Origin of the sequence: Streptomyces lydicus, assembly GCF_001729485.1 — a bacterium.
Taxonomy (GTDB): domain Bacteria; phylum Actinomycetota; class Actinomycetes; order Streptomycetales; family Streptomycetaceae; genus Streptomyces; species Streptomyces lydicus_D.
Genome location: NZ_CP017157.1, coordinates 7,756,252 through 7,781,832 on the forward strand (window position 1 = coordinate 7,756,252; position 25,581 = coordinate 7,781,832).

The following is a 25,581-nucleotide window of genomic DNA, read 5'->3' on the forward strand; positions in this document are numbered from 1 at the left end:
GCCCACCTCGACCGATACGTCCGCGACATCCCCGGTCACCGAGCAGCGCACCAGACGGGCACGCTGTGCGGCGGCCACCCTGCCCGCCACCGCACAGGCCCCGGCCTGGCCCTGGAGAGCCTGGTCCGCCGCGGCGAGGGCCGCGAGGTCGGCGGCGCCGCCCGCCCGGTGCCGTACGGTGACGGCCCGGCCCACGCCGAGCAGCGCCAGGAAGACCGCGCACAGCGCCGCCGCCGCGAAGACCGTCCAGACCGTCGCCGAACCCTCATCGCCCTTCCGATTCCTCCGCACGGGCCACCGCCTCCCCTCCGACCTTGATCGCCAGCTGCCCCAGCCCCGGCAGGTCCGCCTCGACCCGTACGCGCACCAGGTCGCCCTCCCGCGCCAGCGCGATCCGCGCGTCCCGTGGGGCCGCGCCCCGGGCCGCCGTGAGCACCGCGGGCCGCGGTTCCGACCGGGCCGCCGCCCGCGCCCCGGCCCGCGCGGCGTCCACACACTCGATGCGGGCACAGACCGCCATCAGCCCCCAGATGAGCGCCCCCACGACGGCCACCAGCACCGGCAGCACCACGGCGGTCTCCGCGGTCACGAATCCGCCGTCGCGCGCGGGACGCAGGGCGCCACGGGCCGGAGGCGGTAGCCCGCCACTGCCGTCAGAACGGAGCATGGAGCGCTCGCTCAAGCACCGACTGCAGCATCGACTTCACGGCCTGGCTCGTCACGAGCCGATAGAGCACCACTGCCAGCGCGCACGCGGCGAGCGTGCCCATGGCGTACTCCGCCGTGGTCATTCCCCTGTCGTCGGCCGCCGCCGCCCGCAGCCCGGTCCACCAGCGTCGCGTCTTCGCGTACATGGCATGCATTCCGTTCCCCCCGTTTCCTCCGGCTCCGCGCCGGCCGCTGAACTCGCGAGTTCCACCGGACAGTTGGATTCCGGTGTTCGCGAAGGTGTTGTGTGAAGGTGTTCGTCTTGGTATCGATTTCCGTTGCGAGGTCGATGCCGGTCACGGCTTCGGTTTCAATGCCGGCCTTGTGTCCGGGGCGGTGCGGTGCCGGTGATCAGGTGCGCCCCAACAGGCCCGCTGCCAGGCCGATCAGCACCGGTGCCACGCCCAGCGTCAGGAACGCCGGCAGGAAGCACGCCGCCAGCGGGAGGGTGACCAGCACCCCGGCCCGGCGGGCTCGCGCGGTGGCCGCTCTGGCGTGCTCCGCCCGCAGATCCGCCGCGATCCGGGACGCCGATTCGACGGCCGGGACCCCGGATATCCCGGCGCGCTCCATGCAACGCGCCAGCCCTTCCGCTCCGGGGAGAGCGGCCAGCCGCTGCCACACGACGGCCGGTTCGCCGCCCAGCCGCAGTTCTGCCGCCACCTGGCGCAGCCGCTCGGCGACGGGCCCGTCGAGCGAGCGGCCCACCGCGTCGGCGGCCTCCCCCGGCCCGGCGCCCGCGGCGAGACAGGCCGCGAGCAGATCGCCGGCCGGGGCCAGCGCCGTACGCATCTCCACATCGGCCAACCGCGCTGCCTGCGCGCCTCTTTGGCGCATCAGCCAGCGACGCGTTCCGAAGCCCACGGCGAGTCCTGACAGCGCACCGGGCACCCCACCGACGAGGATGGCCACGCACAGCGCCGCCCCCAGGGCCCCGAGCCATGCCCTTGCCCCGCCACCGTCCCCCGGACCACCAATCGCGCGTTCGTCTCCCCGTATGCCGTCTTCCGGCCGCGCACCGCGCGGCCGCTGACGGCGGCGACCGGCGGCCACCGTGGTCCGGGCCGTGGGCCCGCCCCTCCCGTCGGCCGGGTACGGGCCGCCACCCCACACCGCCGGCACCCGTCGCCGCACGGCCCGCTCGCGGCGCGCTTCCCGCGCCAGCGCCAGGACGCACAGCACCGCCACCGCGGCCGCACCCGTCATCCCCAGCCTGTGGACAACTTCTGCCTCCATGACTTCCCCTCCCCGTTCGTCCCATTTCCTTCCGTCCTATGGCCGCCCTCCGCCGCCGCGACGATGTGGGTCGTCCAGACCACGCCGCCCCATTCCAGGAGCCCGCCCGCCACGAGACAGGCCCAGCCCGCCGAGGTGTGCAGCAGCACTCTCAGGGGGTCGGCGCCCAGCGCGCTGCCCATCAGGAGCCCGCCTGCCGGGAGCAGGGCGAGCATCAGCGCGGTGGCCCGGGGCCCCGCCAACTGGGCCCGCAGCTCGTCACGTTGGTCCCGCTGGGCGCGGAGCCCGGCCGCGATGCGCTCCAGTCCGGAAGCCAGGGCGGCACCGCCCTCCACCGCCACCTGCCAGCAGGCCGCCATGCCGGTCAGCCCCTCCGCGCCCGGTAGCCGGGCCGCGGCACGCAGCGCCTGGGGCACATCACCTCCGTAACGCGCGGCCGCCACCACCGCCGAACCCGCCGCCCCGAGCCCCGGCAGTCTGACGGCGGCCAGGGCCTGGACCGGCTGCCGCCCGGCCCGCAGCTCTCCCGCCACCCCAGCGCACAGGGTGATCACTTCCGCGGCCCGACGGTCCCGCGCCCGCTCGGCACCGCGGGCGGCCAGCCACCGGCGGACGAGGAACAGGGCAACCGGCGAGGCCAGCACCGGCAGCACGGACCCGCCCAGCACGCCCAGCGCCAGCCCCGCGGGCAGACACCAGCCCTCCGGCCCGAGCACACCCCGGCGTCCGACACCCCAACGCCGCTCCTCGCCCGTTCCGTCCGAAGCCGCCTCGCCCGTCGGCTCCACATCCGGCAGCTGTGCCGCCCCCTCGCCCCGCAGCCGGGCCCACCACCGCGCCGCCGGGCCCGCTTCCCCGTCCGGGCCGAACAGCGCCCGGGCCCGCCGCCGTACGTGCCGGCGACCACGGACAGCCAGGTGGGCTGCCACTCCCGCGCAGAGCGCCGCGACCGCCGTCGCCAGCGTCATCGCAGGCCAGTTCATCGGTCCGCACCCCGCTCGCACAGCCGTGCCAGCCGCTGCCATCCACGCGCCTCCTGGAAGCCCGACGGCCCCCAGACGGCGGCCGGTACGGTCACCACGAAGCCGTCGCGGTCCCGTTCCAGCACATGGAGTTCGGCGATCCGGCGCCGCCCGGACCGGTCGCGCACGAGATGGAGCACCACCGAGAGCGCGGCGGCCAGCTGGCTGTGCAGCGCGGCCCGGTCCAGGCCCGCGGTCGAACCGAGCGCCTCCAGCCGCGCGGGGACATCGCAGGCGGCGTTGGCATGGACCGTTCCACAGCCGCCCTCGTGGCCGGTGTTGAGGGCGGCCAGCAGGTCGGTGACCTCGGCGCCGCGCACCTCACCGACCACCAGCCGGTCCGGGCGCATGCGCAGCGCCTGCCGTACGAGGTCCCGAAGCGTCACCCGGCCGACACCCTCCTGATTGGCCGGGCGGGACTCCAGCCGCACCACATGGGGGTGGTCCGGGCGCAACTCCGCGGAGTCCTCGGCCAGGACGATCCGCTCGGCGGGACCGACCAGGCCGAGCAAGGTGCTCAGCAGCGTCGTCTTGCCGGAGCCCGTGCCCCCGCTGATCAGGAACGACAGCCGGGCGGCCAGCACCGCCCGCAGCAGCCGGTCGCCGCCCGGCGGGACGGTACCGGCCGCCACCAGCTCCGCCAGGCCGAACGCGCGCGGCCGCAGCACCCGCAGGGACAGGCAGGTCCCGCCCACCGCCACCGGGGGCAGTACCGCGTGCAGCCGGGTGCCGTCCGGGAGCCGGGCGTCCACCCACGGGCGGGCGTCGTCCAGACGCCGGCCCGCGACCGCCGCCAGCCGCTGGGCGAGCCTGCGCACCTCCGCCGCGTCCCGGAAGCGGACGTCCGTGCGCTCCGGTCCGGCGCCGCGGTCCACCCAGACCTCGTCCGGCGCGGTGACCAGCACGTCGGTCACGTCGGGCGCGGCCAGCAGCGGCTCCAGGGGCCCGCTGCCCACCATCTCGGACCGCAACGCGGCCACCACGCCCAGCACTTCGGCGTCCCCGAGCAGCCGCCCCTCCGCGCGCAGCGCCACCGCCACCCGCGCCGGTGTGGGTTCGGCCCCCGCCTCGGCGAGCCGCCGCCGCACCACGTCCAGCAAGCCCTGCCCCGGATTCATGACCGGCCTCCGTCCGGGGCGCCGTAACGGGTCGGCCGGGAGTCCTGCGCGGGCGCCGTCCCGGAGCCGGGCGACGGCCCCGCGTCCGGCCCGGTGTCACGCCCCGCGCCGGGCCCGGCAGCCCCCGGCGCTCCCCCGGCGGGCTCACCGGTCCCGTCGACCAGCGCCCGCGCCCAGAAGGCCGCGCAGAACCGCGCCAGTGGCCCCCGGGCCCGGGCGCCGGGCGGCAGACCACGCGCCAGGTCCCCCAACAGTCCGACCTCCCACGGCAGTTCCCCCGCCAGGGGCAGCTCCATCAGGCGCGCGACCTCGTCCGGCGGGAGGCCGTGGCCATGGCGGTCGGGGGTGCCGCACGCCACCGCCCGGACGTCCGCGAGCAGCCGCTGGACGCCGGCGGCCACCCGTTGCGCCGCCGCGACCGCGCGCAGTTCCGTGGGGACGAGCAGCAGCGCCATGTCCACCTGGTTCAGGGCCTCCGCCGCGGCCTCGTCGACGCGACGTGGCAGGTCCACGACCACGACACCGCCGCGTCGCCGCGCCGCGGCCAGCACCGCACGCATGGCCGCGGGCGGGATGGTGACATCGGCGCCCCGGTCCCAGCTCAGGACCCGCAGGGAGTGCAGGTGGGGCAGCGATTCCGCCAGGGCGCCGCCGGCCACCCGGCCGCGCGATTCGGCGAAGGCGGGCCACCGCAGGCCCTTCTCCTTCTCGCCGCCCAGCAGGACGTCCAGGCCGCCGCCCAGCGGGTCCCCGTCGACGAGCATGGTGGACCGGCCCGCACGGGCGGCGGTGACGGCCAGCGCCCCGGCCAGGGTGCTCGCCCCGGCGCCGCCGCGTCCGCCGACGACCCCGACGGTCAGCGCCGGCGGCCCCACTCCTTCGGCCGCGTCGGCGATCCGGTCCACCAGCCAGCGCTCGCCCTCGGGGAGGGCCAGGACGCGCTCCGCCCCGATGGCGACGGCCCGGCGCCAGGTGCCCTGGTCGTCCGTGTCCCGGCCCGCGAGGATGACGCCGTCCCGCCGTCCGGCGCCGTACAGCCGGCGCGCGCAGTCATCGCCGACGATCACCAGCGGTGCCGCTTCCCAGGCCCCCTTGCGGCCCGGCAGGCCGTGCGCCACTTCCGGCAGCGCACCGGCCGCCGCGCACAGCCGCAGCAGGTCGTCGAGGAGCCCTTCGTCCTCGGTGATGATGAGCGGCCCGCCCCGCTCGGCACCCGTCGCGCCCCGGCGTTCCGATGGCGTGGTTCCAGCCACGTTCGTCCCCCTGTCGCTACATCACTCGCACATCCGCGAACTCGCGGACTTTTACGATGCAGCGATCGGGAAATCCGAGTGGATCTTGAAGCGAATCTGTGGACAACTCCGCGATTGTGAATATCCCCGTCACCTATTCCAGCGACGAAGGGCTACTCCCGGGACACAAGAGGGACGCGCAAGGGGCGTATGAGGGCCGCGTGAGGAGGCTTTCGCAGCGCAGTGCTTTGACTACGGTGCGTGACGACTTGACGGCGCCCGGAGGGCGCGCTCTGCGCGGGCGGAAGGGGAGGCGGAGCGGCGCCTGAGGGCGCGACATGCGTCCGGACATGCGACGACCCCCGCCGGGGGGGAGAGCGGGGGTCGTCCCCACGGCCGGCTCGGGGGGGGGAGGAGCCGGACCGGGTTAGCACGGTCGCGAACGATCCGTGACTTCCATGGTGTACCCGAGAGCCTTCTCAAGCAAACCCACGCGCCACACCTTACGCCGAATGGTGGGCGCCTATGCTCGCCCCGTGGAAAACCACTCCGTGCCTCACTCGACGCCCCGTACTGCTGCGTTCTTCGACTTGGACAAGACCGTCATTGCAAAGTCGAGCACGCTGACCTTCAGCAAGTCGTTCTACCAAGGCGGCCTGATCAATCGGCGGGCCGTACTGCGCACTGCGTACGCCCAGTTCGTGTTCCTCGCGGGCGGCGCCGACCACGATCAGATGGAGCGCATGCGCGAATATCTCTCCTCGCTGTGCCGCGGCTGGGATGTGGCGCAGGTCCGCGAGATCGTCGCCGAGACGCTGCACGATCTGATCGACCCGATCATTTACGACGAGGCCGCCTCCCTCATCGAGGAACATCACGCCGCCGGGCGGGACGTCGTCATCGTCTCGACCTCCGGCGCCGAAGTCGTCGAACCGATCGGTGAACTCCTGGGCGCCGACCGGGTCGTGGCCACCCGTATGGTCGTCGGAGAGGACGGCCGCTTCACGGGCGAGGTGGAGTATTACGCCTACGGTCCGACCAAGGCCGAGGCCGTCCGGGAACTCGCCGCGTCCGAGGGCTACGACCTCGAGCGCTGTTATGCGTACAGCGACTCGGCGACCGACGTCCCGATGCTGTCGGCGGTCGGCCACCCCTTCGCGGTCAATCCGGACCGGGCGCTGCGCCGCGAGGCGGTCGCGCGCGGCTGGCCGGTTCTCACCTTCAGCCGGCCGGTGCCGCTCAAGCAGCGGCTGCCCGCGCTGTCGATGCCCTCGCGGCCGGTGCTCGCCGTGATGGCCGCGGCGGGCGCGGCCATGGCCACCGCGACGCTCGTCTGGTACGCGAGCCGACGAAAATCCACAAAGTTGCGCCTCGGTCATTTCGACGGCCTCGCCGAGGCCGTCCGTAATGCCCGCGTTTGAAGCCAAACGTAAAGATCTGCGGCCCGGGGTTCCGCTTCACCGGTACGAGTAGTACAAAGGACTTAACGGCCCGCGAGACCAAGGACATCCGAGAGGAACACCTTTAACGCAGCAAGTGGCCCACGGACCGATGCATGAATGCCAGGCACCCACGCGACGCCGACCCGTCGATTACGGGCCAGCCACACCAGGTAACCGGACGAAGATTCCGACCTGATGGGCAAATATTCGAGCACGCACTGGTAACCAGGCAGACATGCCAGCGGCGGTACCACCCATTGGTACCGCCGCAACCCTGTTCAGGGCGAATGAAGCAACGCTTCCGAATTCGCGGGGCGCCGGCCGAGCCGTCGCCCCGCGCCGCTCACTCCGCCCTTATGCCGCTCCGCGCTGCAGCGCCTCACAGACCGCGGTGCTCTCCCGGACGCCGAGTTCCACCGCGCGCCCGCAGTGCGCGATCCACGCCGCGACGCCCTCGGGGGTGCCCGAGACGTAGCCCTCCAGGGCCGCCACGTAGGCCGCGCGCCCGGCCTCGGCGTGCCCGACCTCGGCGGGGCAGATCGACTTCGGGTCCAGTCCGCTGCCGACCAGCACGATGCGTTCCGCCGCCCGGGCGACCAGCCCGTTGTGCGAGGCGAACGGCCGCAGCGCGAGCAGCTCGCCGTGCACCACCGCGGCGGTCACCAGGGCCGGCGCCTCGCTCCCGGCCAGCAACAGCCGCGAGAGGCCGTCCAGCCGCCCGGCGACCTCGTCGGCGTCCGGCAGCGGGAGCTCGATGAGCGGCTCGTCCACCGGCTCACCGGCCAGGCGGGGCCGCCCGACGGTCTCATCGGGCGACTCCTTGCCGGCCGCGACCAGATGGAGCCGCGCCAGCACCCGCAGCGGCGACTGCCGCCACACGCTCAGCAGCTGCCCGGCCTCGGCGGTCAGCCGCAGCGCCGCGCCGACCGTCCGCGCCTCGCCCTCGACGCCGAAGTCCGTGCGGCGCCTGACCTCTTCGAGTGCCCAGTCGGCGCCGGAGAGCGCCGCGGAACCGCGCGCTCCGCGCAGCGCCGCCTCCGAGGTGACCTCATTGCTGCGGCGCCGCATGACCCGGTGGCCGTAGACCCGGTCGATGCCCTTGCGTACGGCGTCCACCGAGTCCGCGACGCCCGGCAGCGACGCCAGGGCCACGAGCGGATCGGCGCTCGGCTTCGGGGGTGCGGGGGACGTCCCCCGGGAGTTTCCAGCCATACGTACGACCCTACGCACCGCAAGGCCGAACCCCTCGAAGGAGTGGTCTTCCTCACCCAAACCTCTCACCCAGAGCTATAGCAAGATTACGCTTGGTGAACATGAAGATCGCTTTCGTAGGCAAGGGCGGCAGCGGCAAGACCACCCTGTCCTCCCTGTTCATCCGGCACCTCGCCGCGGCCCGGGTCCCTGTCGTCGCGGTGGACGCCGACATCAACCAGCACCTGGGTGCCGCGCTCGGCCTCGACGAGGCGGCGGCGGCCGCACTGCCCGCGATGGGCGCTCATCTCCCGTTGATCAAGGACTACTTGCGCGGCAGCAACCCCCGGATCCCGTCCGCCGAGGCCATGATCAAGACGACTCCGCCCGGCGAGGGCTCGCGGCTGCTGCGGATCGACGAGGACAACCCCGTCTACGACGCCTGCGCCAGGACGGTCACGCTCGACGGGACCCCCGTCCGCCTGATGGCGACCGGCCCGTTCACCGCCTCCGATCTGGGCGTGGCCTGCTACCACTCCAAGGTCGGCGCCGTCGAACTGTGCCTGAACCACTTGGTCGACGGGCGCGAGGAGTACGTCGTCGTCGACATGACGGCCGGATCCGACTCCTTCGCCTCCGGGATGTTCACCCGCTTCGACATGACCTTCCTGGTCGCCGAGCCGACCCGTAAGGGCGTCGGCGTCTACCGGCAGTACAAGGAGTACGCCCGGGATTTCGGCGTGCCCCTCAAGGTCGTGGGCAACAAGGTGCAGGGCCCCGACGACCTGGCGTTCCTGCGCGACGAGGTCGGCGAGGACCTGCTGGTGAGCGTCGGGCACTCCGAGTGGGTGCGCACCCTGGAGAAGGGCCGCCCGGCCCGCTTCGCCTACCTGGAGCAGGCCAACCGGCGCGCGCTGGAGACGCTGCACGACACCGCCGACGCGTCCTACGGGCGGCGCGACTGGGAGCGCTACACCCGTCAGATGGTGCACTTCCACCTGAAGAACGCGGAGAGCTGGGGCAACGCCAGGACCGGTGTCGATCTGGCGGCACAGGTCGACCCGGCCTTCGTCCTCTTCGAGGGGGCGGCCGCCCCGCAGCCCGCCTGACCGCCGGTCCGCGCCGACGGGCGCAGCCGGCTCCGGCCCGGTGCGCGCCCCTCGGCGGCCGCTCGGCGCGGCCGTTTCCGTCCCGCGACTCCGCCCCCGGCCCGCTCGCCGCAGACGGAATCCCCCGGGCGGAACTCCGGGCTTCTCCGGCCGAGACTCCGGAATGCGATCCGGAATCCGCCGCGGACCGGAGAGGGGGAGGAAAGACAAGTCGAATGCCTGAATATTCACCCAATAGATGGACAGATTGGGGCGAATAGCCGCAAAGTCTTCTCACCGCCTTTACCCGTCATTACGCTTCATTTACCGACGCTTGAGAGTCGCCGGACCGTCACCCATCGCGACGCCCGCCGGCCGGCTCGCGCCTTGCCGCAGTACACCGCCGCCCACGATCGCGCCCCGCGCGACCGCGTCGCCCCGGAGGAGACGGGAATGCCGCAGATCGAGAAGTCGCCGCCACCGCCGCCCACGTCGCAGCCCGCCCCGGTCCCTCCCGAGCACCGTGCGCACCCGGAGGAGCCCCGTCCGGAGCGGGCCGGTTTGGCCGCCTGGCGCCGGGACCTCTCGGCCTCGCTCGTCGTCTTCCTGCTCGCCGTACCGCTGTCGCTGGGCCTCGCCCTGGCTACCGGCGCACCGCTGCAGGCCGGGCTGGTCGCCGCGGTCGTCGGCGGCATCGTCGCCGGACTGCTCGGCGGCGCTCCCCTTCAGGTGACCGGTGCGGCCACCGGCCTCCTGGTGGTCACCACCGACCTCGTCCAGCGCTACGGCTGGCGCGCCACCTGCGCCATCACCGTACTGGCCGGCCTGACCCAACTCGCCCTGGGCGCCCTGCGCGTGGCCCGCGCCACGCTGGCCGTGAGCCCGGCGATCGTGCACGGCATGCTGGCCGGCATCGGCGCCACCATCGCCCTCGGGCAGCTCCATGTGGTGCTCGGCGGTCGTCCCGACAGCTCGGCGCTCGACAACGCCGCGGCGCTACCGGCCCAGTTGACCCACCCGCACGTCGCCGCACTGCTGATCGGCGCGATCACCGTCGCCGTCCTGGCCGGCTGGGAACGGCTGCCGGGCCGCGCCGGCCGCTGGGCGCGGGTGCTGCCGGCCCCGCTGGCCGCGGTGCTCGCCGCGACCGCCGTGAGCGCCGGGCTGGCGGTGCCGCGCGTGGACCTGCCGTCCTGGCGGCTGCCGGAGCTTCCCGTACTGCCGGAGGCGTCCGTTCCGGCGTTGGCCGCCGCGGTGCTGACCGTCACCCTCGTCGCCAGCATGGAGTCGCTGCTGTCCGCGGTGGCGGTGGACCGGCTCGCGGCCGAGCGGCCCGGCGCCCCCACCGGCCGCCCGCGGCTCAACCGGGAGCTGTGCGGCCAGGGCGTGGCCAACGCCGTCTCCGGGCTCCTGGGGGGCCTGCCGGTCTCCGGGGGCGCGATCCGCGGCTCGGCCAACGTGCGGGCCGGCGCGGCCACCCGCCGGGCCACCGTGCTGCACGGCGTCTGGGTGCTGCTGTGCGCGGGCCTGCTGGCCGCCGTGCTGGAGCTGATCCCGCTGGCCGCGCTCGCCGCGCTGGTGATGGTGGTCGGCGTACGGATGGTGAGCTTTGCGCACATCCGGCATGTGCAGCGGCACCGCGAGTTCCCGGTGTACGCGGGCACGCTGGGCGGGGTGGTGCTCCTCGGCGTCCTCCAGGGCGTGCTCGCCGGCATCGCGGTCGCGGCCTTCCTGGCGCTGCGCAGGCTCACCCACACCCGGATCACGGTCACCCAGGAGGGCGAGGGCTACCGGGTGCGCGTCAGCGGGCAGTTGACGTTCCTGGCGGTGCCGCGGCTGACCCGGGCGCTGGCCCAGGTTCCCGCGCACACCGAGGTCGTCGTCGAGCTGTGCGGCTCGTTCATGGACCACGCCGCCTACGAGGCGCTGCAGTCCTGGTCCGCCGCCCACCGGGCGCACGGCGGCTGGGTGGCCCTCGGCGGCCGCTCGGGCCGGCCGGTGGCCGAGCCGGCCGGGGCACACGCGTGCCGGCCGTGGACGCCGTGGCGCAACCACCACTGCACCCGGCCCGCCCCGGAGCTGGCCGCGGCACCGGAGAGCAGCGAGGGCCAACTGCTGGGCGGGGTCAGCGCGTTCCAGCGCCATACGGCGCCGCTCGTGCGCGAGGAGCTGGCGCGGCTGGCGCGCGAGGGCCAGCGGCCCACCCAGCTCTTTTTGACCTGTGCGGACTCCCGGCTGGTCACCAGCATGATCACCTCCAGCGGGCCGGGGGATCTCTTCACCGTGCGCAACGTCGGCAATCTGATGCCGCCGCCCGGTTCGGATGCCTCCTGCGACTCCGTGGGAGCGGCGGTCGAGTACGCGGTGGAGGTGCTGGGCGTCGGTTCGATCACGGTGTGCGGCCATTCGGGGTGCGGTGCCATGGGAGCGCTGCTGCACGCTTCCGCGCCGGACGACGCGGAGCCGACCCCGCTCGGCCGCTGGCTGCGGCACGGCCGGCCGAGCCTGGCCCGTATGCAGCGCATCGGGCGGCTGGGGCGGGGAGAAGTCGCCCTGAGCGGGCGGCCGGTGACCGACGACCAGGAACGGCTGGCGCTCGTCAACGTCCTGCAGCAGCTCGACCACCTGCGGGAACACGCCTGTGTGGCCCGGCGGGTGGCGGAGGGGAAACTCGTGCTGCACGGCATGTACTTCCACGTCGGGGAGGCGCAGGCATACGTGTTGGACGAGGCTACCGGGCGGTTCTGCGCGGTCCGCGGGGAAGCCGCACCGGTGGGCGTCTGACCTGCGCGGCGGCCGTCCAACACGCCGGAAAAGGACCGGCGGCCGACAGGTCTACACCAATATTTTTCCACAGCCCTTGTCAGGGTCGGTCGCGGGCTGATGAGCTATGGCCCGGGACATATCGCACGCCCTGGGAATGGGAGAAGTCGTGAGTAACGAAAGCCTGGCCAACCTGCTCAAGGAGGAACGGCGGTTCGCTCCGCCCTCCGATCTGGCCGCGCACGCCAACGTCACGGCTGCCGTGTACGAAGAGGCCGCGGCGGACCGGCTGGGCTTCTGGGCGGAGCAGGCCCGGCGCCTGACCTGGGCGACCGAGCCCACCCAGACCCTCGACTGGTCCAACGCGCCCTTCGCGAAGTGGTTCGCCGACGGCAAGCTCAACGTCGCGTACAACTGCGTGGACCGGCATGTGGAGAACGGTCTGGGTGACCGGGTCGCCCTCCACTTCGAGGGCGAGCCGGGCGACAGCCGCGCGATCACCTACGCGGAGCTGCAGCGCGAGGTCTCCAAGGCCGCGCACGCCCTGATCGAGCTGGGCGTGCAGACCGGCGACCGGGTCGCCATCTACATGCCGATGATCCCGGAGACGGTCATCGCGATGCTGGCCTGCGCGCGCCTGGGCGCGCCGCACTCGGTCGTCTTCGGCGGCTTCTCCGCCGACGCGCTGGCCACCCGTATCGAGGACGCCGACGCCCGCGTGGTGATCACCGCCGACGGCGGCTACCGCCGGGGCAAGCCGAGCGCGCTCAAGCCCGCCGTGGACGAGGCGCTGACCAGGCCCGGGGCGGAGAACGTCCGCAGCGTCCTGGTGGTCCGCCGCACCGGCCAGGAGGACATCGCCTGGCACGAGGGCCGCGACGTGTGGTGGCACGAGATCGTCGAGCGGCAGAGCGACCAGCACACGCCCGAGGCGTTCGACGCCGAGCACCCGCTGTTCATCCTGTACACGTCCGGCACGACGGGTAAGCCCAAGGGCATCCTGCACACCACCGGCGGCTACCTCACCCAGGCGTCGTACACCCACCACGCGGTCTTCGACCTGAAGCCCGAGACCGACGTGTACTGGTGCACGGCCGACGTCGGCTGGGTGACGGGCCACTCGTACATCACCTACGGCCCGCTCTCCAACGGCGCGACGGAGGTGCTCTACGAGGGCACCCCGGACACCCCGCACCAGGGCCGCTGGTGGGAGATCGTCCAGAAGTACGGCGTGACGATCCTCTACACCGCGCCGACCGCGATCCGCGCGTGCATGAAGTGGGGCGACGACATCCCGGCGAAGTTCGACCTGTCGTCGCTGCGCGTCCTGGGATCGGTGGGCGAGCCCATCAACCCCGAGGCGTGGATGTGGTACCGCAAGCACATCGGGGCGGACCACGCGCCGATCGTCGACACCTGGTGGCAGACCGAGACCGGCGCGATGATGCTGAGCCCGCTGCCCGGCGTCACGGCGACCAAGCCCGGCTCGGCGCAGGTGCCGCTGCCCGGCGTCGCGGCGACCGTCGTGGACGACGACGCCAACGAGGTCCCCAACGGGGCCGGCGGCTACCTCGTGCTGACCGAGCCGTGGCCGTCCATGCTCCGCACGATCTGGGGCGACGACCAGCGCTACCTCGACACGTACTGGTCCCGCTTCGAGGGCAAGTACTTCGCCGGCGACGGCGCCAAGAAGGACGACGACGGCGACATCTGGCTGCTCGGCCGGGTCGACGACGTCATGCTGGTCTCCGGCCACAACATCTCCACCACCGAGGTCGAGTCCGCGCTGGTCTCGCACCCCAAGGTGGCCGAGGCCGCGGTCGTCGGCGCCACCGACCCGCAGACCACGCAGGCCATCTGCGCCTTCGTGATCCTGCGCGGCACCGCCGCCGAGGACGAGGGCCTGGTCGAGGAGCTGCGGGCGCATGTCGCCCAGCAGCTCGGCCCGATCGCCAAGCCCAAGCGGATCATGCCGGTGGCGGAGCTGCCGAAGACCCGCTCCGGCAAGATCATGCGCCGGCTGCTGCGGGACGTCGCCGAGAACCGCGACCTCGGTGACGTCAGCACGCTCACCGATTCCTCCGTGATGGACCTGATCCAGGCGAAGCTGCCGAGCGCGGCCTCCGAGGACTGAGCGGGACAGCACACGGAGGGGCATCCGGCCAGGGCGGCCGGGTGCCCCTCCGGCGCGTTCTCCCGGGACCGCCGCCGCGATTTCCCGGGCGCCCGGGCACCGCCGGGCGCTCCTGCCGGCGACCTCCGCCGCAGCAGCCGAGTGCCTGAATTGCCCGTAAAGTGAGGCCACCGGATACCCGCTTGCGCCCGCCCGGTAAAGTGGGAACCGCGTCAATGACACGCTAAGAACTCAGGGTGCGCCGGGAAGTCTGGTCGGCAACTGCAACAGCCGTACACAGCTGCCGAAGGCCGGAGGTCACCCGCGTGAGCGCGCCCACCCATCGTCGTTCCCCGTTCCTCGGACGGATGTCCCTGCCCGAGCGAAACTTCGTCGCGGACGCGCTGCGCACCGAAACCGTCGGCGGGGTCCTCCTCCTCGTCGCCGCCGTAGCGGCTCTGATCTGGGCAAACACCTTCGGCGGAAGCTACGCGGCGGTCAGCGGCTTCCACCTCGGCCCGGCCTCGCTGGGCCTGGACCTGTCGATCCAGCACTGGGCCGGCAACGGCCTGCTCGCGATCTTCTTCTTCGTCGCCGGCATCGAGCTCAAGCGTGAACTGGTCGCCGGCGAGCTGCGCGACCCCCGGGCCGCCGCCCTCCCCGTCATCGCCGCGCTCTGCGGCATGGCGATGCCGGCGGCCGTCTATTTCACCGTCAACACGCTCGGCGGCGGCTCGCTGCAGGGCTGGGCGGTCCCCACCGCCACCGACATCGCCTTCGCGCTCGCCGTGCTCGCCGTCATCGGCACGTCCCTGCCCGCCGCGCTGCGCGCCTTCCTGCTCACGCTCGCGGTCGTCGACGACCTCTTCGCCATCCTGATCATCGCGATCTTCTTCACCTCGAAGATCAACTTCCTGGCGCTCGGCCTCGCCCTCGCCGGCCTGGTGGTCTTCTACTTCCTGCTGCGCAAGGGCGTACGCGGCTGGTACGTCTACGTCCCGCTGGCCCTGGTCATCTGGGGGCTGATGGAGAACAGCGGGGTGCACGCCACCATCGCCGGCGTCGCCATGGGCCTGATGCTGCGCTGCCACCGCCACGAGGGCGAGGACCGGTCCCCCGGCGAGCGCATCGAGCATCTGATCCGCCCCCTGTCGGCCGGGCTCGCGGTCCCGCTGTTCGCCCTCTTCTCGGCCGGCGTGGTGATATCCGGCGGCGCCCTCCGCGACGTCTTCACCCGGCCCGAGACGCTCGGGGTCGTCCTCGGACTGGTGGTGGGCAAGGCACTGGGCATCTTCGGCGGTACGTGGCTGACCGCCCGCTTCACCAAGGCCGAACTCAATCCCGACCTGAAGTGGCCGGACGTCTTCGCGGTCGCCTCCCTGGCCGGCATCGGCTTCACCGTCTCGCTGCTGATCGGTGAACTCGCCTTCACGGACGACCTCGCGCTGGCCGGCGAGATCAAGGCGGCGGTGCTGACCGGCTCGCTGCTCGCGGCCGTCTGCGCCGGCACGCTCCTGAAGATACGCAACGCCAAGTACCGCAAGCTGTGCGAGGAGGAGGAGCGCGACGAGGACCAGGACGGCATCCCTGACATCTACGAACTCGACAAGCCGGAATACCACCTCCGGATGGCGGCAATCCACGAAGCAAAGGCCGCCGAACACCGGCGGCTTGCCGAAGTGGCCTCCAGCTCGCACGCCGGAGACGATGGTCCGGCATGATCTGAGAGGCTTTGCATCCGGTGACGAGATGAGGGAGACGGCGATGAGCGCAGCCGACGCGAACGGGGACCGCAGCCTCGGACAGCTGGTGGCCTCGGCCACCGCCGACATGTCCGCACTGGTGCACGACGAGATCGCGCTGGCCAAGGCGGAGCTGCGGCAGGACGCCAAGCGCGCGGGTATCGGCAGCGCGGCGTTCGTCGTGGCGGGCGCGCTGGCGCTGTTCGCACTGCCGGTGCTGAGCTTCGCGGCGGCCTACGGCATCCACAACCTCGGCCTGGGGCTCGCCTGGTCGTTCCTGATCGTGGGGGGCGCCTTCCTGGTCCTCGCCGGACTGCTGGCCCTGATCGCGATGGCCAAGATGAAGAAGATCAAGAAGCCGGAGAAGTCCATCAACTCCGCCAGGCAGACCGCGGCCGTGCTGCAGAAGGCCAAGCCGCACCCCCGGGTGACGGCCGCCGACCACCCGGCCCTGGAGTCTGTGACACGCTCATCGGTATGACAGCCCCTGACAGCACCGCCTCGGTCGTACGGCTCGACGTCCCCGGCGGGCACGAGGTGTCGCACCGCGATGTCGCGGCCAACGGCGCGCGTTTCCACATCGCCGAGATGGGCGACGGTCCGCTGGTGCTGCTGCTGCACGGCTTCCCGCAGTTCTGGTGGACCTGGCGGCACCAGCTGCCGGCGCTCGCCGACGCCGGTTTCCGCGCGGTGGCGATGGACCTGCGCGGCGTCGGCGGCAGCGACCGCACCCCCCGGGGCTACGACCCGGCGAACCTCGCGCTGGACGTCACCGGCGTCATACGGTCCCTGGGCGAACCGGACGCCGCGCTCGTCGGGCACGACCTGGGCGGCTATCTCGCCTGGACGGCGGCGGTGATGCGGCCCAAGCTGGTGCGCCGGCTGGCGGTGGCCTCGATGCCGCATCCGCGGCGGTGGCGCTCGGCGATGCTCGCCGACGTACGGCAGAGCGCCCGCAGCTCGCACATCTGGAACTTCCAGCGGCCCTGGCTGCCGGAGCGCCGGCTGACGGCCGACGACGCGGAGCTGGTGGGCCGGATGATCCAGGACTGGTCCGGCCCCCGGCAGCCCGACGACGAGGCGCTCGCGGTGTACCGCCGCGCGATGAGCATCCCGTCCACGGCCCACTGCTCCATCGAGCCGTACCGCTGGCTGGTGCGCTCGATGGCCCGGCCCGACGGCATCCAGTTCAACCGGCGGATGAAGATGCCCGTACGGGTGCCGACCCTGCATCTGCACGGCTCGCTCGACCCGGTGATGCGCACCCGCAGCGCGGCCGGCTCCGGTGAGTTCGTCGAGGCGCCCTACCGCTGGCGGCTGTTCGACGGCCTCGGGCACTTCCCGCACGAGGAGGACCCGGTGGCGTTCTCCACCGAACTGATCAACTGGCTCAAGGACCCGGAACCGGACCGCTGAACGGGGTGCGCCGGCACGTCCGGCGCACCGCAGAACGGGCCGGCGCACACCGCTCAGCGGAACCGGCACCCGGCAGACTCGAACACCTCTTTGACGAACGGCCACTTGCCCGGCGCATAGGCCAATTGGCGGTCCCCGCGGCGGTTACGGACCTTGGGCCACGGGCAGAGTCGAGGGTATGGGCTGGACGCACGACTACCGTGACGTGGCAGGCAACCGCAGCAGCAGCGCCGCTGCCGTGGGCACGCAGGAGAGGGGCGCCCCGGATCTCGGGTCCGGCGGATCCCCCGATCCGGCGCACCCGATGGGCATCCCGCGCATCCTGCGCCGCAGAGCACGCTGGATGAGCGCGCGTCTGCGCCATCCCCGCACCTGAACCTCGGCGTCCGCCGGCCGGGCGCGGGAAGCCCCGTTCCCCGCGCCGGACGCGTCCCCCGCGGCGGTGACCGCCGCAGGCCGTCTCAGATCGCGCACCCCTGGGTGTCGACCGGCTGGTTGCCCGCGCGGCTCCGCAGGGCGTCCGGACGGACCTCGTCGGCGGTCAGCGCGTAGCCGGTGCGCGAGTCGTCCCGCGACTTCGCGAAGACGACGCCGTAGACCTCGCCCTGGGGGGTGAGCAGCGGACCGCCGGAATTCCCCTGCCGGACCGTGGCGTAGAGCGAGTAGACGTCGCGGCCGACCGTGCCACGGTGGTAGATGTCCGTGCCGTTGGCCTTGATGCGGCTGCGGATACGGGCCGCGCGGACGTCGTAGCCGCCGTTCTCCGGGAAGCCGGCGACGATGGCGCTCTTGCCGCTGCTCGCGTCCGCGTTCGCGAAGCGCAGCGCGGGGGCGTTCAGGGAGGGCACGTCCAGCACCGCGATGTCGCGCCGCCAGTCGTAGAGCACCACCTTGGCGTCGTACGTGCGCCCTTCGCCGCCCACCTGGACCGTCGGCTCGCTCACGCCGCCGACGACATGGGCGTTGGTCATCACGCGGTGCCGCCCGAAGACGAAACCGCTGCCCTCCAGGACCTTGCCGCAGCTGGGCGCCGTGCCGACGACCTTGACGATGCTGCGCTTGGCCTGCGCCGCGGTCGGGCTCGTGGCGAGCTGCGGGTCGGGCGCCGGCACATTGTTGATCGGTTCGTTGGAGAACGGCGTGAAGACCTGTGGGAAGCCGTTCTGCGCCAGTACCGAGGAGAAGTCCGCGAACCAGGTACTGGCCTGGGGCGGCAGGACCCGGGAGACCCCGAGCAGCACCTTGGAGTTGCGGACCTCCTTGCCGAGCGTCGGCAGGGACGTACCGGCCAGTGCGGAGCCGATCAGCCAGGCGACCAGGAGCATGGCCAGGACGTTGACCAGCGCGCCGCCGGTCGCGTCCAGCGCTCTGGCCGGCGACCAGGTGATGTGGCGGCGCAGCTTGTTGCCCAGATGGGTGGTGAGCGCCTGGCCCACGGATGCGCACACGATCACGATGGCCACTGCCGCGATGGCCGCGAAGGTGCCGGGCGTGGCATCGCCGGTGATCTCGTTCCAGATCACCGGCAGCAGATAGACCGCGATCAGTCCGCCCCCGAGGAAGCCGATCACGGACAGGATGCCGACGACAAAGCCTTGCCGATAACCGATGATGGCGAACCACACGGCCGCGACCAGCAGCAGGATGTCCAGGACGTTCACGCCGGACACCGTCTCACGAGCGCCAGTCGAGCGGGACCTGCTTGTCACGGTCCCACGGAATCTCCCACCCGGCGTAATGCAGAATCCGGTCGATCACCCCGGCGGTAAACCCCCAGACCAGGGCGTTTTCGACCAGGAACGCCGGACCTACGTGCCCACTGGGGTGGCGCGTTGTCACACGATGGGCGGGATCCGTGAGATCCGCCACGGGAACGGTGAACACCCGGGCGGTTTCGGCCTGGTCGACCGCGCCGACCGGGCTCGGCCGCCGCCACCAGCCCAGGACGGGCGTCACCACGAAGCCGCTGACGGGGATGTAGAGGCGCGGCAGCACGCCGAAGACCTGGACGCCGGACGGGTCGAGGCCGGTCTCCTCCTGGGCCTCGCGCAGCGCCGCCCGTACCGGGCCGGGGCCGTCGGGGTCACCGTCCTCGGGGTCGAGGGCTCCGCCGGGGAAGGAGGGCTGGCCGGCATGGGAGCGCAGGGTGCCGGCGCGCTCCATCAGCAGCAGCTCGGGGCCGCCGGGGCCGTGGCCGAAGAGGATCAGCACCGCGGACGGCCGGCCACCGCTCTCGGGCGGCAGGAAGCGGCTGAGCTGCCGCGGTTCGATCGTGGCGGCCGCGCGGGCCACCGGCGCCAGCCACTCGGGCAGGCCGTCGGCCGTCACCGGGACCTCCCGGCCGGCCGCCGCCCGGTCGAGGTCGGCCGCCTCGCCGTACTGCTGCTCCCGTGCACTCCTCATCCGCGCCCCTCAGGTCCGACGTCGATGGTGGGTCCCCCGCAGGGGCGTCGCGGCTGCCGTCATGAAGCGGCCGCCGGGGGCGCCATCGGGGGCGCGGGCTGCCCCGGATAGTCCGCCGGCGGCTTCAGCCGCTGCCCGGGCTGGCCGCCCAGCTCGTACTTGAGCAGCTTCCTGGCCTTCTCCGGATCCGTCTCGCCCTCGCCGTACGAGGGGCACAGCGGGGCGATCGGGCAGGCGCCGCAGGCGGGCTTGCGGGAGTGGCAGACGCGGCGGCCGTGGAAGACGACGCGGTGCGAGAGCATCGTCCACTCGCTCTTGGGGAAGATCGCCGCGACATCCGCCTCGACCTTCTCGGCGTCCTCCTGGGTGGTCCAGCCGAAGCGGCGGGCCAGCCGGCCGAAGTGGGTGTCGACGGTGATGCCCGGGACACCGAAGGCGTTGCCGAGCACCACATTGGCGGTCTTGCGGCCGACGCCGGGCAGCGTGACCAGGTCCTCCAGGCGGCCCGGCACCTCGCCGCCGAACCGGTCGCGCAGCGCCGTGGACAGCCCGATCAGCGACTTCGTCTTGGCCCGGAAGAAGCCGGTCGGCCGGATCAGCTCCTCCAGCTCCTCGGGCGGCAGCGCGGCCATGTCCTCGGGCGTCGGCGCGACCGCGAAGAGGCGCGGGGTGGTCTGGTTGACCCTCATGTCGGTGGTCTGGGCGGACAGGACCGTGGCGACCAGCAGCTCGAAGGGGTTGGTGAAGTCCAGCTCGGGGTGGGCGTACGGATACAGCTCGGCCAGCTCGCGGTTGATCCGGCGGGCCCGCCGCACGACGGCGGTCCGGGACTCGGGCTTGCGGGCGGGGGCCTTCTTCGCCGGAGCCTTCTTGGCGGCGGCCTTGGCGGTGGTCTTGGCCGCGGCCTTCGTCGCCGGTGCCTTCGTGGCGGCGGTCTTGTTGGCGGCGGTCTTCTTGGCCGGAGCCTTGGTGGTGGTTCTCTTCGCCGGGGCCTTCTTGGCCGCCGTCGGCTTCTCAGGGGTGTCGTTCACGGCGGCCTTCTTTCCTGCCGAGCTCTTGCCTGCCTGCGTCTTCGTCCCGGACGCCCGCGCCGCTGCGCGCCGTCCGTACGCGTCCGTCACGAGGGCTTTCGCCGTGGTCGTGAGGGCGGACGTCGTGGTCGTGTCCGTCGCCGTGGTGACCGTCGCGGTCACGGGTCCGGCGGTGGCGGGCCGCGTCGCCGGTCGACGCGCCGGGCATCCGGACGGTCAGCTTCCGCTCGACCGGCCTCCCGTGAGGCAATTTGTTACTTTTATCCGAATTAGCCGTTCCGCCGGACGCCTGTTCGCCCACAGCGGAATCACGCCCTGCGCTCACTCGTCCGGCCCCCAGTCCTCTGCTCTCACCGGCGTATTGGACACTCGGCCAGACTAAGGCCACCCACTGACATCCGGCTTGATCACTGTGATTCGTGAGCCCAATCGGCCCCCTGCCTTATGGCGGAGGGCACCGGTCCGGCAAACTTGTGATTGATCGCACTGTTTTGCATTCCGGCATGATGGGGACCACAGTCCCCCGGAGCATGTCGACAAGGAGAGATCTCGTGGACGACGTTCTGCGGCGCGCACCGCTCTTCGCGGCGCTCGATGACGAGCAGGCGGCCGAGCTGCGCGCCTCGATGGGAGAGGTCACGCTCGCCCGCGGCGACGCCCTGTTCCACGAAGGGGACCCGGGCGACCGCCTTTATGTGGTCACCGAGGGCAAGGTGAAGCTGCACCGCACCTCCCCCGACGGCCGGGAGAACATGCTCGCCGTCCTCGGCCCCGGAGAGCTGATCGGTGAGCTCTCGCTCTTCGATCCCGGCCCCCGCACGGCCACCGCCTCCGCCCTGACCGAGGTCAAGCTGCTCGGCCTGGGCCACGGCGACCTCCAGCCCTGGCTGAACGCCCGGCCCGAGGTGGCCACGGCCCTGCTGCGGGCGGTCGCCCGCAGGCTGCGCAAGACCAACGACCAGATGTCCGACCTGGTCTTCTCGGATGTGCCGGGCCGTGTGGCGCGCGCCCTGCTGGACCTGTCGCGCCGCTTCGGCGTGCAGTCCGAGGAGGGCATCCACGTCGTGCACGACCTGACGCAGGAAGAGCTGGCCCAGTTGGTCGGCGCCTCCCGCGAGACGGTCAACAAGGCGCTCGCGGACTTCGCGGGCCGCGGCTGGCTGCGCCTGGAGGCGCGCGCCGTGATCCTGCTGGACGTCGAGCGGCTGGCCAAGCGCTCGCGCTGACGGCACCCGCAGACCGCTTCGGCGAGGGCCCCGCTCCGGCGGGGCCCTCGCTATTTGCCTGGCGGCCCCGCCCGTCGGCTCGCCATAGTGGCGCCATGACCAACGGCACGGGACTGGACCGGGACGGCTGCTTCGTACGGGAAGGGTCCCTGGACCGCGTGTCCGCGCCCTTCGCGCCCGTGGTGGCCGGGCTCACCGCCCGGCTCGCCGAGCGCTTCGGTCCCGGCCGCCTGCACAGCGTCTACCTCTTCGGCAGCATTCCGCGCGGCACCGCCGTCCCCGGGGTGTCCGACCTCGACGCGCTGCTCGCCCTGCGGGACGAGCCGACCGACGCCGACCGGGCCGCCGCGCGTGCCGTCGAGGACGAGCTCGACGCCGCCTACGGGCAGATCGACGGCGCCGGGTTGCTGCTGTACGGCGTGGACCGGCTGCTGAGCGAGCCGGAGCGGCACGACATGGGGTGGTTCGTGGCGTGTCTGTGCACGCCGCTCAGCGGCCCCGACCTGGCCTCGCGGCTGCCCCGCTACCGGCCCACCTCGCTGCTGGCACGCGAGACGAACGGCAACCTCCACCGCGACCTGCCCGGTCTGCTCGAGAGGGCCGCGGCGGCCACCACGGCGACCGCCCGCGACCGGCTGACCCGGGGCGTGGCGCGGCGGCTCGTACGCACCGGGTTCACGCTGGTCATGCCGCGCTGGGGCGGCTGGACCAGCGACCTCGGCCGGTCCGCCGAGGTGTTCGGCCGCTACTACCCGGCGCACGCCGAGCAGATGCGCGCCGCGGCGCGCGCCGCCCGGACGCCCGCCGCGTACCCCGGGCTGCTGGACGAGCTGCTGGCCGGCCTCGCGCCCTGGCTGGCCGACGAGTACCTCGCCGTCCACGGGGCGAAGGCCCCCCGCCCGTGAACCTGCTGACGGGGCCTCGCGGGTGCGCGGAAGCCGACCCGTCCTGGTCCCGCATCAGCTCCGGATCTCCAGGTCCTCGGTCCAGCCCTCGGTCCAGTCCTGGATCCGTCCTGGAACCGTCCTGGACCTGTCCTGGATCAGTCCTGAATCAGTCCGTGCTCGCCCAGGTACTCCAACTGCGCCCGTACGGACAGTTCGGCCGCCGGCCACAACGACCGGTCGACGTCCGCGTAGACGTTCGCGACGACCTCGGCGGATGTCCGGTGGCCGGCCTCGACCGCGGTCTCCACCTGGGCGAGCCGGTTGGCGCGATGCGCCAGATAGAACTCCACGGCCCCCTGGGCATCGTTCAGCACCGGCCCGTGCCCCGGCAGGACCGTCGCCACGCCGTCGTCCACGGTGAGCGAGCGCAGCCGGCGCAGCGAGTCCAGGTAGTCGCCCAGCCGGCCGTCGGGGTGCGCGACCACGGTCGTACCGCGCCCCAGGATCGTGTCCCCGGTCAGCACCGCGCGGTCGGCCGGGAGATGGAAGGACAGCGAGTCGGCGGTGTGCCCCGCTGTGGGGACCACCCGCAGTTCGAGGCCCCCGGTGGTGATGACGTCGCCGGCTTCCAGCCCCTCGTCGCCGAGGCGCAGGGCCGGGTCCAGCGCCCGAACGGCGGATCGGGTCAGCTCGGCGAAGCGGGCGGCCCCATCGGCGTGGTCCGGGTGACCGTGGGTCAGCAGGGTCAGCGCGACGCGCTTGCCGGCCCGTTCGGCGGTCTCGATGACGGCCCTGAGGTGCCCCTCGTCGAGCGGTCCCGGGTCGATGACGACGGCGAGATCGGAGTCCGGCTCGGCGACGATCCAGGTGTTCGTGCCGTCCAGCGTCATCGCCGACGGGTTGGGGGCGAGCACGCAGTGCGCCCGCGGGGTGGCCTGCCCGGTGATCGCTCCGCCTCGGGGCCGGCCCGGGAGAGCGGCTGCTTCGGTCATGCGGGGGTCCCTCCCGAAGGGCCGGAGTCGCCTGAGGGGCCGTCGGATGCGCCACCCCCGGAGGCGCCGCTGCCGGCGTCCGTCTGCGCGATGTGCTTGGTGAATTCGTCGTGCCCCGGCCAGCTCAGCACGATCTCGCCGCCCACCAGGCGCGCCTGGGCCAGCACCGGTGTCAGGTTCTGGGCCTCCGCGGCCGCCAGTGCGTCCGCGGCGGTGGCGTACGGCTGGAGCCCGCGCAGCGTCGCGATCGTCGGCGGCATCATCAGCAGCTCGCCGCGGTCGTAGCCGGCGGCCGCGTCCTCGGGACGGATCCACACCGTGCGGTCCGCCTCGGTGGACGTGTTGCGGGTCCGCTGGCCTTCGGGCAGCGCGGCGACGAAGAACCAGGTGTCGTAGCGCCGCGGCTCGAACTCCGGCGTGATCCAGCGGGCCCAGGCGCCCAGCAGGTCGGAGCGCAGGACCAGACCGCGGCGGCCCAGGAAGTCGGCGAAGGACAGTTCGTGGGCCACCAGGGCGGCGCGGTCCGCCTCCCAGTCCTCGCCCGTCGTGTCCGCGACGACCGTGTCGGCGGAGGCGCCGGCGAGGAGCACGCCCGCCTCCTCGAACGTCTCGCGCACCGCCGCGCAGACGATGGCCTGCGCGGTGGCCGGGTCGACGCCCATCCGGACCGCCCACTGGGCGCGCGAGGGGCCCGCCCAGGCCACCGGCCGTTCGTCCCGCGGGTCGACGCCACCGCCCGGATAGGCGTACGCGCCTCCCGCGAAGGCCATGGAGGCGCGTCTGCGCAGCATGTGGACGGCGGGGCCGCCGGTGTCCGAGTCCCGCAGCAGCAGGACGGTGGCGGCCCGCCGGGGCTCGGCGGGGGTCAGCTCGCCGTTGGCGAGTGCCCGGATGCGGTCCGGCCACTCCGGCGGGTACCACTGGCCATTGGTCGAGGACGACATGGCCGGATGCTATGCGCTCGCGCGCGGATGTTCGAGGGGCCCTTTCGCGCCGGGGCGGTGGCGGACGGCGGCGGGCAGGGTGCCCGGCACGCTGCGGGCCGGGTGCCGGGGCGCGGTACGGCCGGGCGCCGGGGCACGTACGAGGGGACTCACACCCGCGTACGTGCCCCGGTGCCGGGCCCGCGGCTCTTCGGCCGCGACGGCTCCTCGGCCCGTGCCTATTCGGCGATCTCGACCTGGATCTCGACCTCGACCGGGGCGTCGAGCGGCAGCACCGCCACACCCACCGCGGACCGGGCGTGCACGCCCTTGTCGCCGAGGATCTCGCCCAGCAGCTCGCTGGCGCCGTTGAGGACGCCCGGCTGGCCGGTGAAGTCCGGCGCGGAGGCCACGAAGCCGACGACCTTCACGACCCGCTGGATCTTGTCGAGGTCACCGATGACGGACTTCACGGCGGCCAGCGCGTTGAGCGCGCAGGTCGCGGCGAGCTCCTGGGCCCGCTCCGGGGTGACCTCGGCGCCGACCTTGCCGGTGGCCGGCAGCGCGCCGTCCACCATCGGCAGCTGGCCGGAGGTGTACACGTACGCGCCGGAGCGCACCGCGGGCTGGTACGTCGCCAGCGGCGGCACGACCTCCGGCAGCTTGAGGCCGAGCGATGCGACCTTCTCCTCTACGGCGCTCACGCCTTCTCCCGCTTCATGTAGGCCACCAGCTGCTCGGGGTTGTTCGGGCCCGGGACGCACTGGATGAGCTCCCAGCCGTCCTCGCCCCAGGTGTCCAGAATCTGCTTCGTCGCGTGAACGAGCAGCGGCACGGTCGCGTATTCCCACTTGGTCATGGGCCCGAGCGTAATGCCTGTCCACGACGGTGACGGACGCCGTCCGGCGCGGCCCGCCCGCACCCGTCCGAAGCGGCGGAACAGCAGCCGGCCGCCCGACCCCTACGGCACATCCCTGACCGGCCCCGGACACACCTGGGGCGGATCTCCGGGTCTTGTCAGGCGTATCCCGTGCGTAGGCGCGACGCG

Annotated in this window: 24 protein-coding genes and 1 pseudogene; 10 read left to right on the plus strand and 15 right to left on the minus strand. The window is 73.0% G+C overall.

The window, feature by feature from the left end; all coding sequences use genetic code 11:
* Positions 1–18: 18 nt before the first annotated feature.
* From SL103_RS37070 to ssd, 7 genes and pseudogenes are all read right to left on the minus strand, one after another.
* Positions 19–291 (minus strand): annotated as a pseudogene (locus tag SL103_RS37070) (Rv3654c family TadE-like protein); the annotation flags it as partial.
* Positions 266–667, minus strand: a complete 402-nt coding sequence (locus tag SL103_RS33685) for a TadE family type IV pilus minor pilin (protein WP_079146116.1) — start codon at positions 665–667, stop codon at positions 266–268. The gene SL103_RS33685 and the pseudogene SL103_RS37070, both read right to left, overlap by 26 nt.
* Positions 654–854 (minus strand): DUF4244 domain-containing protein, encoded by a 201-nt coding sequence (locus SL103_RS33690; protein ID WP_069574354.1) that lies wholly within the window; start codon positions 852–854, stop codon positions 654–656. Before SL103_RS33690 ends, SL103_RS33685 begins: the two co-directional genes overlap by 14 nt.
* A gap of 205 nt (positions 855–1,059) precedes the next feature.
* Positions 1,060–1,944, minus strand: coding sequence for a type II secretion system F family protein (locus SL103_RS37075; protein ID WP_164492929.1), 885 nt, complete (start codon positions 1,942–1,944; stop codon positions 1,060–1,062).
* Positions 1,911–2,927 (minus strand): type II secretion system F family protein, encoded by a 1,017-nt coding sequence (locus SL103_RS33700; RefSeq protein ID WP_079146335.1) that lies wholly within the window; start codon positions 2,925–2,927, stop codon positions 1,911–1,913. Before SL103_RS33700 ends, SL103_RS37075 begins: the two co-directional genes overlap by 34 nt.
* On the minus strand, positions 2,924–4,084 hold the full coding sequence (locus tag SL103_RS33705) for a TadA family conjugal transfer-associated ATPase (RefSeq protein ID WP_069572754.1): 1,161 nt from the start codon (positions 4,082–4,084) through the stop codon (positions 2,924–2,926). The genes SL103_RS33700 and SL103_RS33705 overlap by 4 nt, the downstream gene beginning before the upstream one ends.
* The gene (ssd, locus tag SL103_RS33710; RefSeq protein WP_069572755.1) at positions 4,081–5,337 is read right to left on the minus strand and encodes a septum site-determining protein Ssd; all 1,257 of its coding nucleotides are present in this window, start codon (positions 5,335–5,337) and stop codon (positions 4,081–4,083) included. The genes SL103_RS33705 and ssd overlap by 4 nt, the downstream gene beginning before the upstream one ends.
* 491 nt (positions 5,338–5,828) lie before the next feature.
* On the opposite strand from ssd, the gene SL103_RS33715 reads away from it, so the two are divergent.
* Positions 5,829–6,737 (plus strand): HAD family hydrolase, encoded by a 909-nt coding sequence (locus SL103_RS33715; protein WP_069572756.1) that lies wholly within the window; start codon positions 5,829–5,831, stop codon positions 6,735–6,737.
* A 375-nt stretch (positions 6,738–7,112) separates the two neighbouring features.
* Here SL103_RS33715 and SL103_RS33720 read toward each other — a convergent pair whose 3' ends face one another.
* On the minus strand, positions 7,113–7,970 hold the full coding sequence (locus SL103_RS33720) for an oxidoreductase (protein WP_069572758.1): 858 nt from the start codon (positions 7,968–7,970) through the stop codon (positions 7,113–7,115).
* A gap of 101 nt (positions 7,971–8,071) precedes the next feature.
* On the opposite strand from SL103_RS33720, the gene SL103_RS33725 reads away from it, so the two are divergent.
* The 7 genes from SL103_RS33725 to SL103_RS39065 all read left to right on the plus strand — a co-directional run bounded on the left by SL103_RS33725 (position 8,072) and on the right by SL103_RS39065 (position 17,447).
* Entirely contained in the window at positions 8,072–9,058 is a 987-nt protein-coding gene (locus SL103_RS33725; protein WP_069572760.1) for an ATP-binding protein, read from the plus strand.
* A 432-nt stretch (positions 9,059–9,490) separates the two neighbouring features.
* Complete coding sequence (locus SL103_RS33730) at positions 9,491–11,821, plus strand: SulP family inorganic anion transporter (RefSeq protein ID WP_069572762.1); 2,331 nt, start codon at positions 9,491–9,493, stop codon at positions 11,819–11,821.
* A 148-nt stretch (positions 11,822–11,969) separates the two neighbouring features.
* Positions 11,970–13,934, plus strand: coding sequence for an acetate--CoA ligase (gene acs, locus SL103_RS33735; protein ID WP_069574357.1), 1,965 nt, complete (start codon positions 11,970–11,972; stop codon positions 13,932–13,934).
* Between the two features lie 305 nt (positions 13,935–14,239).
* Positions 14,240–15,634: a Na+/H+ antiporter NhaA gene (gene nhaA, locus SL103_RS33740; RefSeq protein ID WP_069572764.1), complete on the plus strand. Its 1,395-nt coding sequence runs from the start codon at positions 14,240–14,242 to the stop codon at positions 15,632–15,634.
* Between the two features lie 43 nt (positions 15,635–15,677).
* Complete coding sequence (locus tag SL103_RS33745; protein WP_069572765.1) at positions 15,678–16,136, plus strand: phage holin family protein; 459 nt, start codon at positions 15,678–15,680, stop codon at positions 16,134–16,136.
* Entirely contained in the window at positions 16,133–17,071 is a 939-nt protein-coding gene (locus SL103_RS33750; protein WP_069572766.1) for an alpha/beta fold hydrolase, read from the plus strand. The genes SL103_RS33745 and SL103_RS33750 overlap by 4 nt, the downstream gene beginning before the upstream one ends.
* Positions 17,072–17,249: 178 nt before the next feature.
* The gene (locus tag SL103_RS39065; protein ID WP_077193106.1) at positions 17,250–17,447 is read left to right on the plus strand and encodes a hypothetical protein; all 198 of its coding nucleotides are present in this window, start codon (positions 17,250–17,252) and stop codon (positions 17,445–17,447) included.
* An 85-nt stretch (positions 17,448–17,532) separates the two neighbouring features.
* Here the strand turns inward: SL103_RS39065 and SL103_RS33755 are convergent, their stop codons facing one another.
* From SL103_RS33755 to nth, 3 genes are read right to left on the minus strand one after another with little or no spacing between them, the layout of a single operon-like run.
* Positions 17,533–18,732 carry a MarP family serine protease gene (locus SL103_RS33755; RefSeq protein WP_069574358.1) on the minus strand — a complete coding sequence of 400 codons (1,200 nt, stop codon included), beginning with the start codon at positions 18,730–18,732 and terminating at the stop codon, positions 17,533–17,535.
* Positions 18,733–18,745: 13 nt separating this feature from the next.
* Positions 18,746–19,474: an NUDIX hydrolase gene (locus tag SL103_RS33760; RefSeq protein ID WP_069572768.1), complete on the minus strand. Its 729-nt coding sequence runs from the start codon at positions 19,472–19,474 to the stop codon at positions 18,746–18,748.
* Between the two features lie 59 nt (positions 19,475–19,533).
* The gene (gene nth / locus SL103_RS33765; RefSeq protein WP_069574359.1) at positions 19,534–20,505 is read right to left on the minus strand and encodes an endonuclease III; all 972 of its coding nucleotides are present in this window, start codon (positions 20,503–20,505) and stop codon (positions 19,534–19,536) included.
* 551 nt (positions 20,506–21,056) lie between these two features.
* Here nth and SL103_RS33770 point away from each other — a divergent pair.
* Positions 21,057–21,731: a Crp/Fnr family transcriptional regulator gene (locus SL103_RS33770; RefSeq protein ID WP_006604164.1), complete on the plus strand. Its 675-nt coding sequence runs from the start codon at positions 21,057–21,059 to the stop codon at positions 21,729–21,731.
* A gap of 95 nt (positions 21,732–21,826) precedes the next feature.
* On the plus strand, positions 21,827–22,636 hold the full coding sequence (locus tag SL103_RS33775) for a nucleotidyltransferase domain-containing protein (protein ID WP_069572771.1): 810 nt from the start codon (positions 21,827–21,829) through the stop codon (positions 22,634–22,636).
* Positions 22,637–22,773: 137 nt separating this feature from the next.
* On the opposite strand, the gene SL103_RS33780 is transcribed toward SL103_RS33775, so the two are convergent.
* The 4 genes from SL103_RS33780 to SL103_RS37080 form a co-directional block, all read right to left on the minus strand.
* Positions 22,774–23,610 (minus strand): MBL fold metallo-hydrolase, encoded by an 837-nt coding sequence (locus SL103_RS33780; protein ID WP_069572772.1) that lies wholly within the window; start codon positions 23,608–23,610, stop codon positions 22,774–22,776.
* Positions 23,607–24,554, minus strand: a complete 948-nt coding sequence (locus SL103_RS33785; protein ID WP_069572773.1) for an NUDIX hydrolase — start codon at positions 24,552–24,554, stop codon at positions 23,607–23,609. The genes SL103_RS33780 and SL103_RS33785 overlap by 4 nt, the downstream gene beginning before the upstream one ends.
* Positions 24,555–24,772: 218 nt before the next feature.
* On the minus strand, positions 24,773–25,237 hold the full coding sequence (locus SL103_RS33790; RefSeq protein WP_033270616.1) for a RidA family protein: 465 nt from the start codon (positions 25,235–25,237) through the stop codon (positions 24,773–24,775).
* Entirely contained in the window at positions 25,234–25,392 is a 159-nt protein-coding gene (locus SL103_RS37080; protein WP_077193102.1) for a DUF4177 domain-containing protein, read from the minus strand. The genes SL103_RS33790 and SL103_RS37080 overlap by 4 nt, the downstream gene beginning before the upstream one ends.
* Positions 25,393–25,581 lie beyond the last annotated feature (189 nt).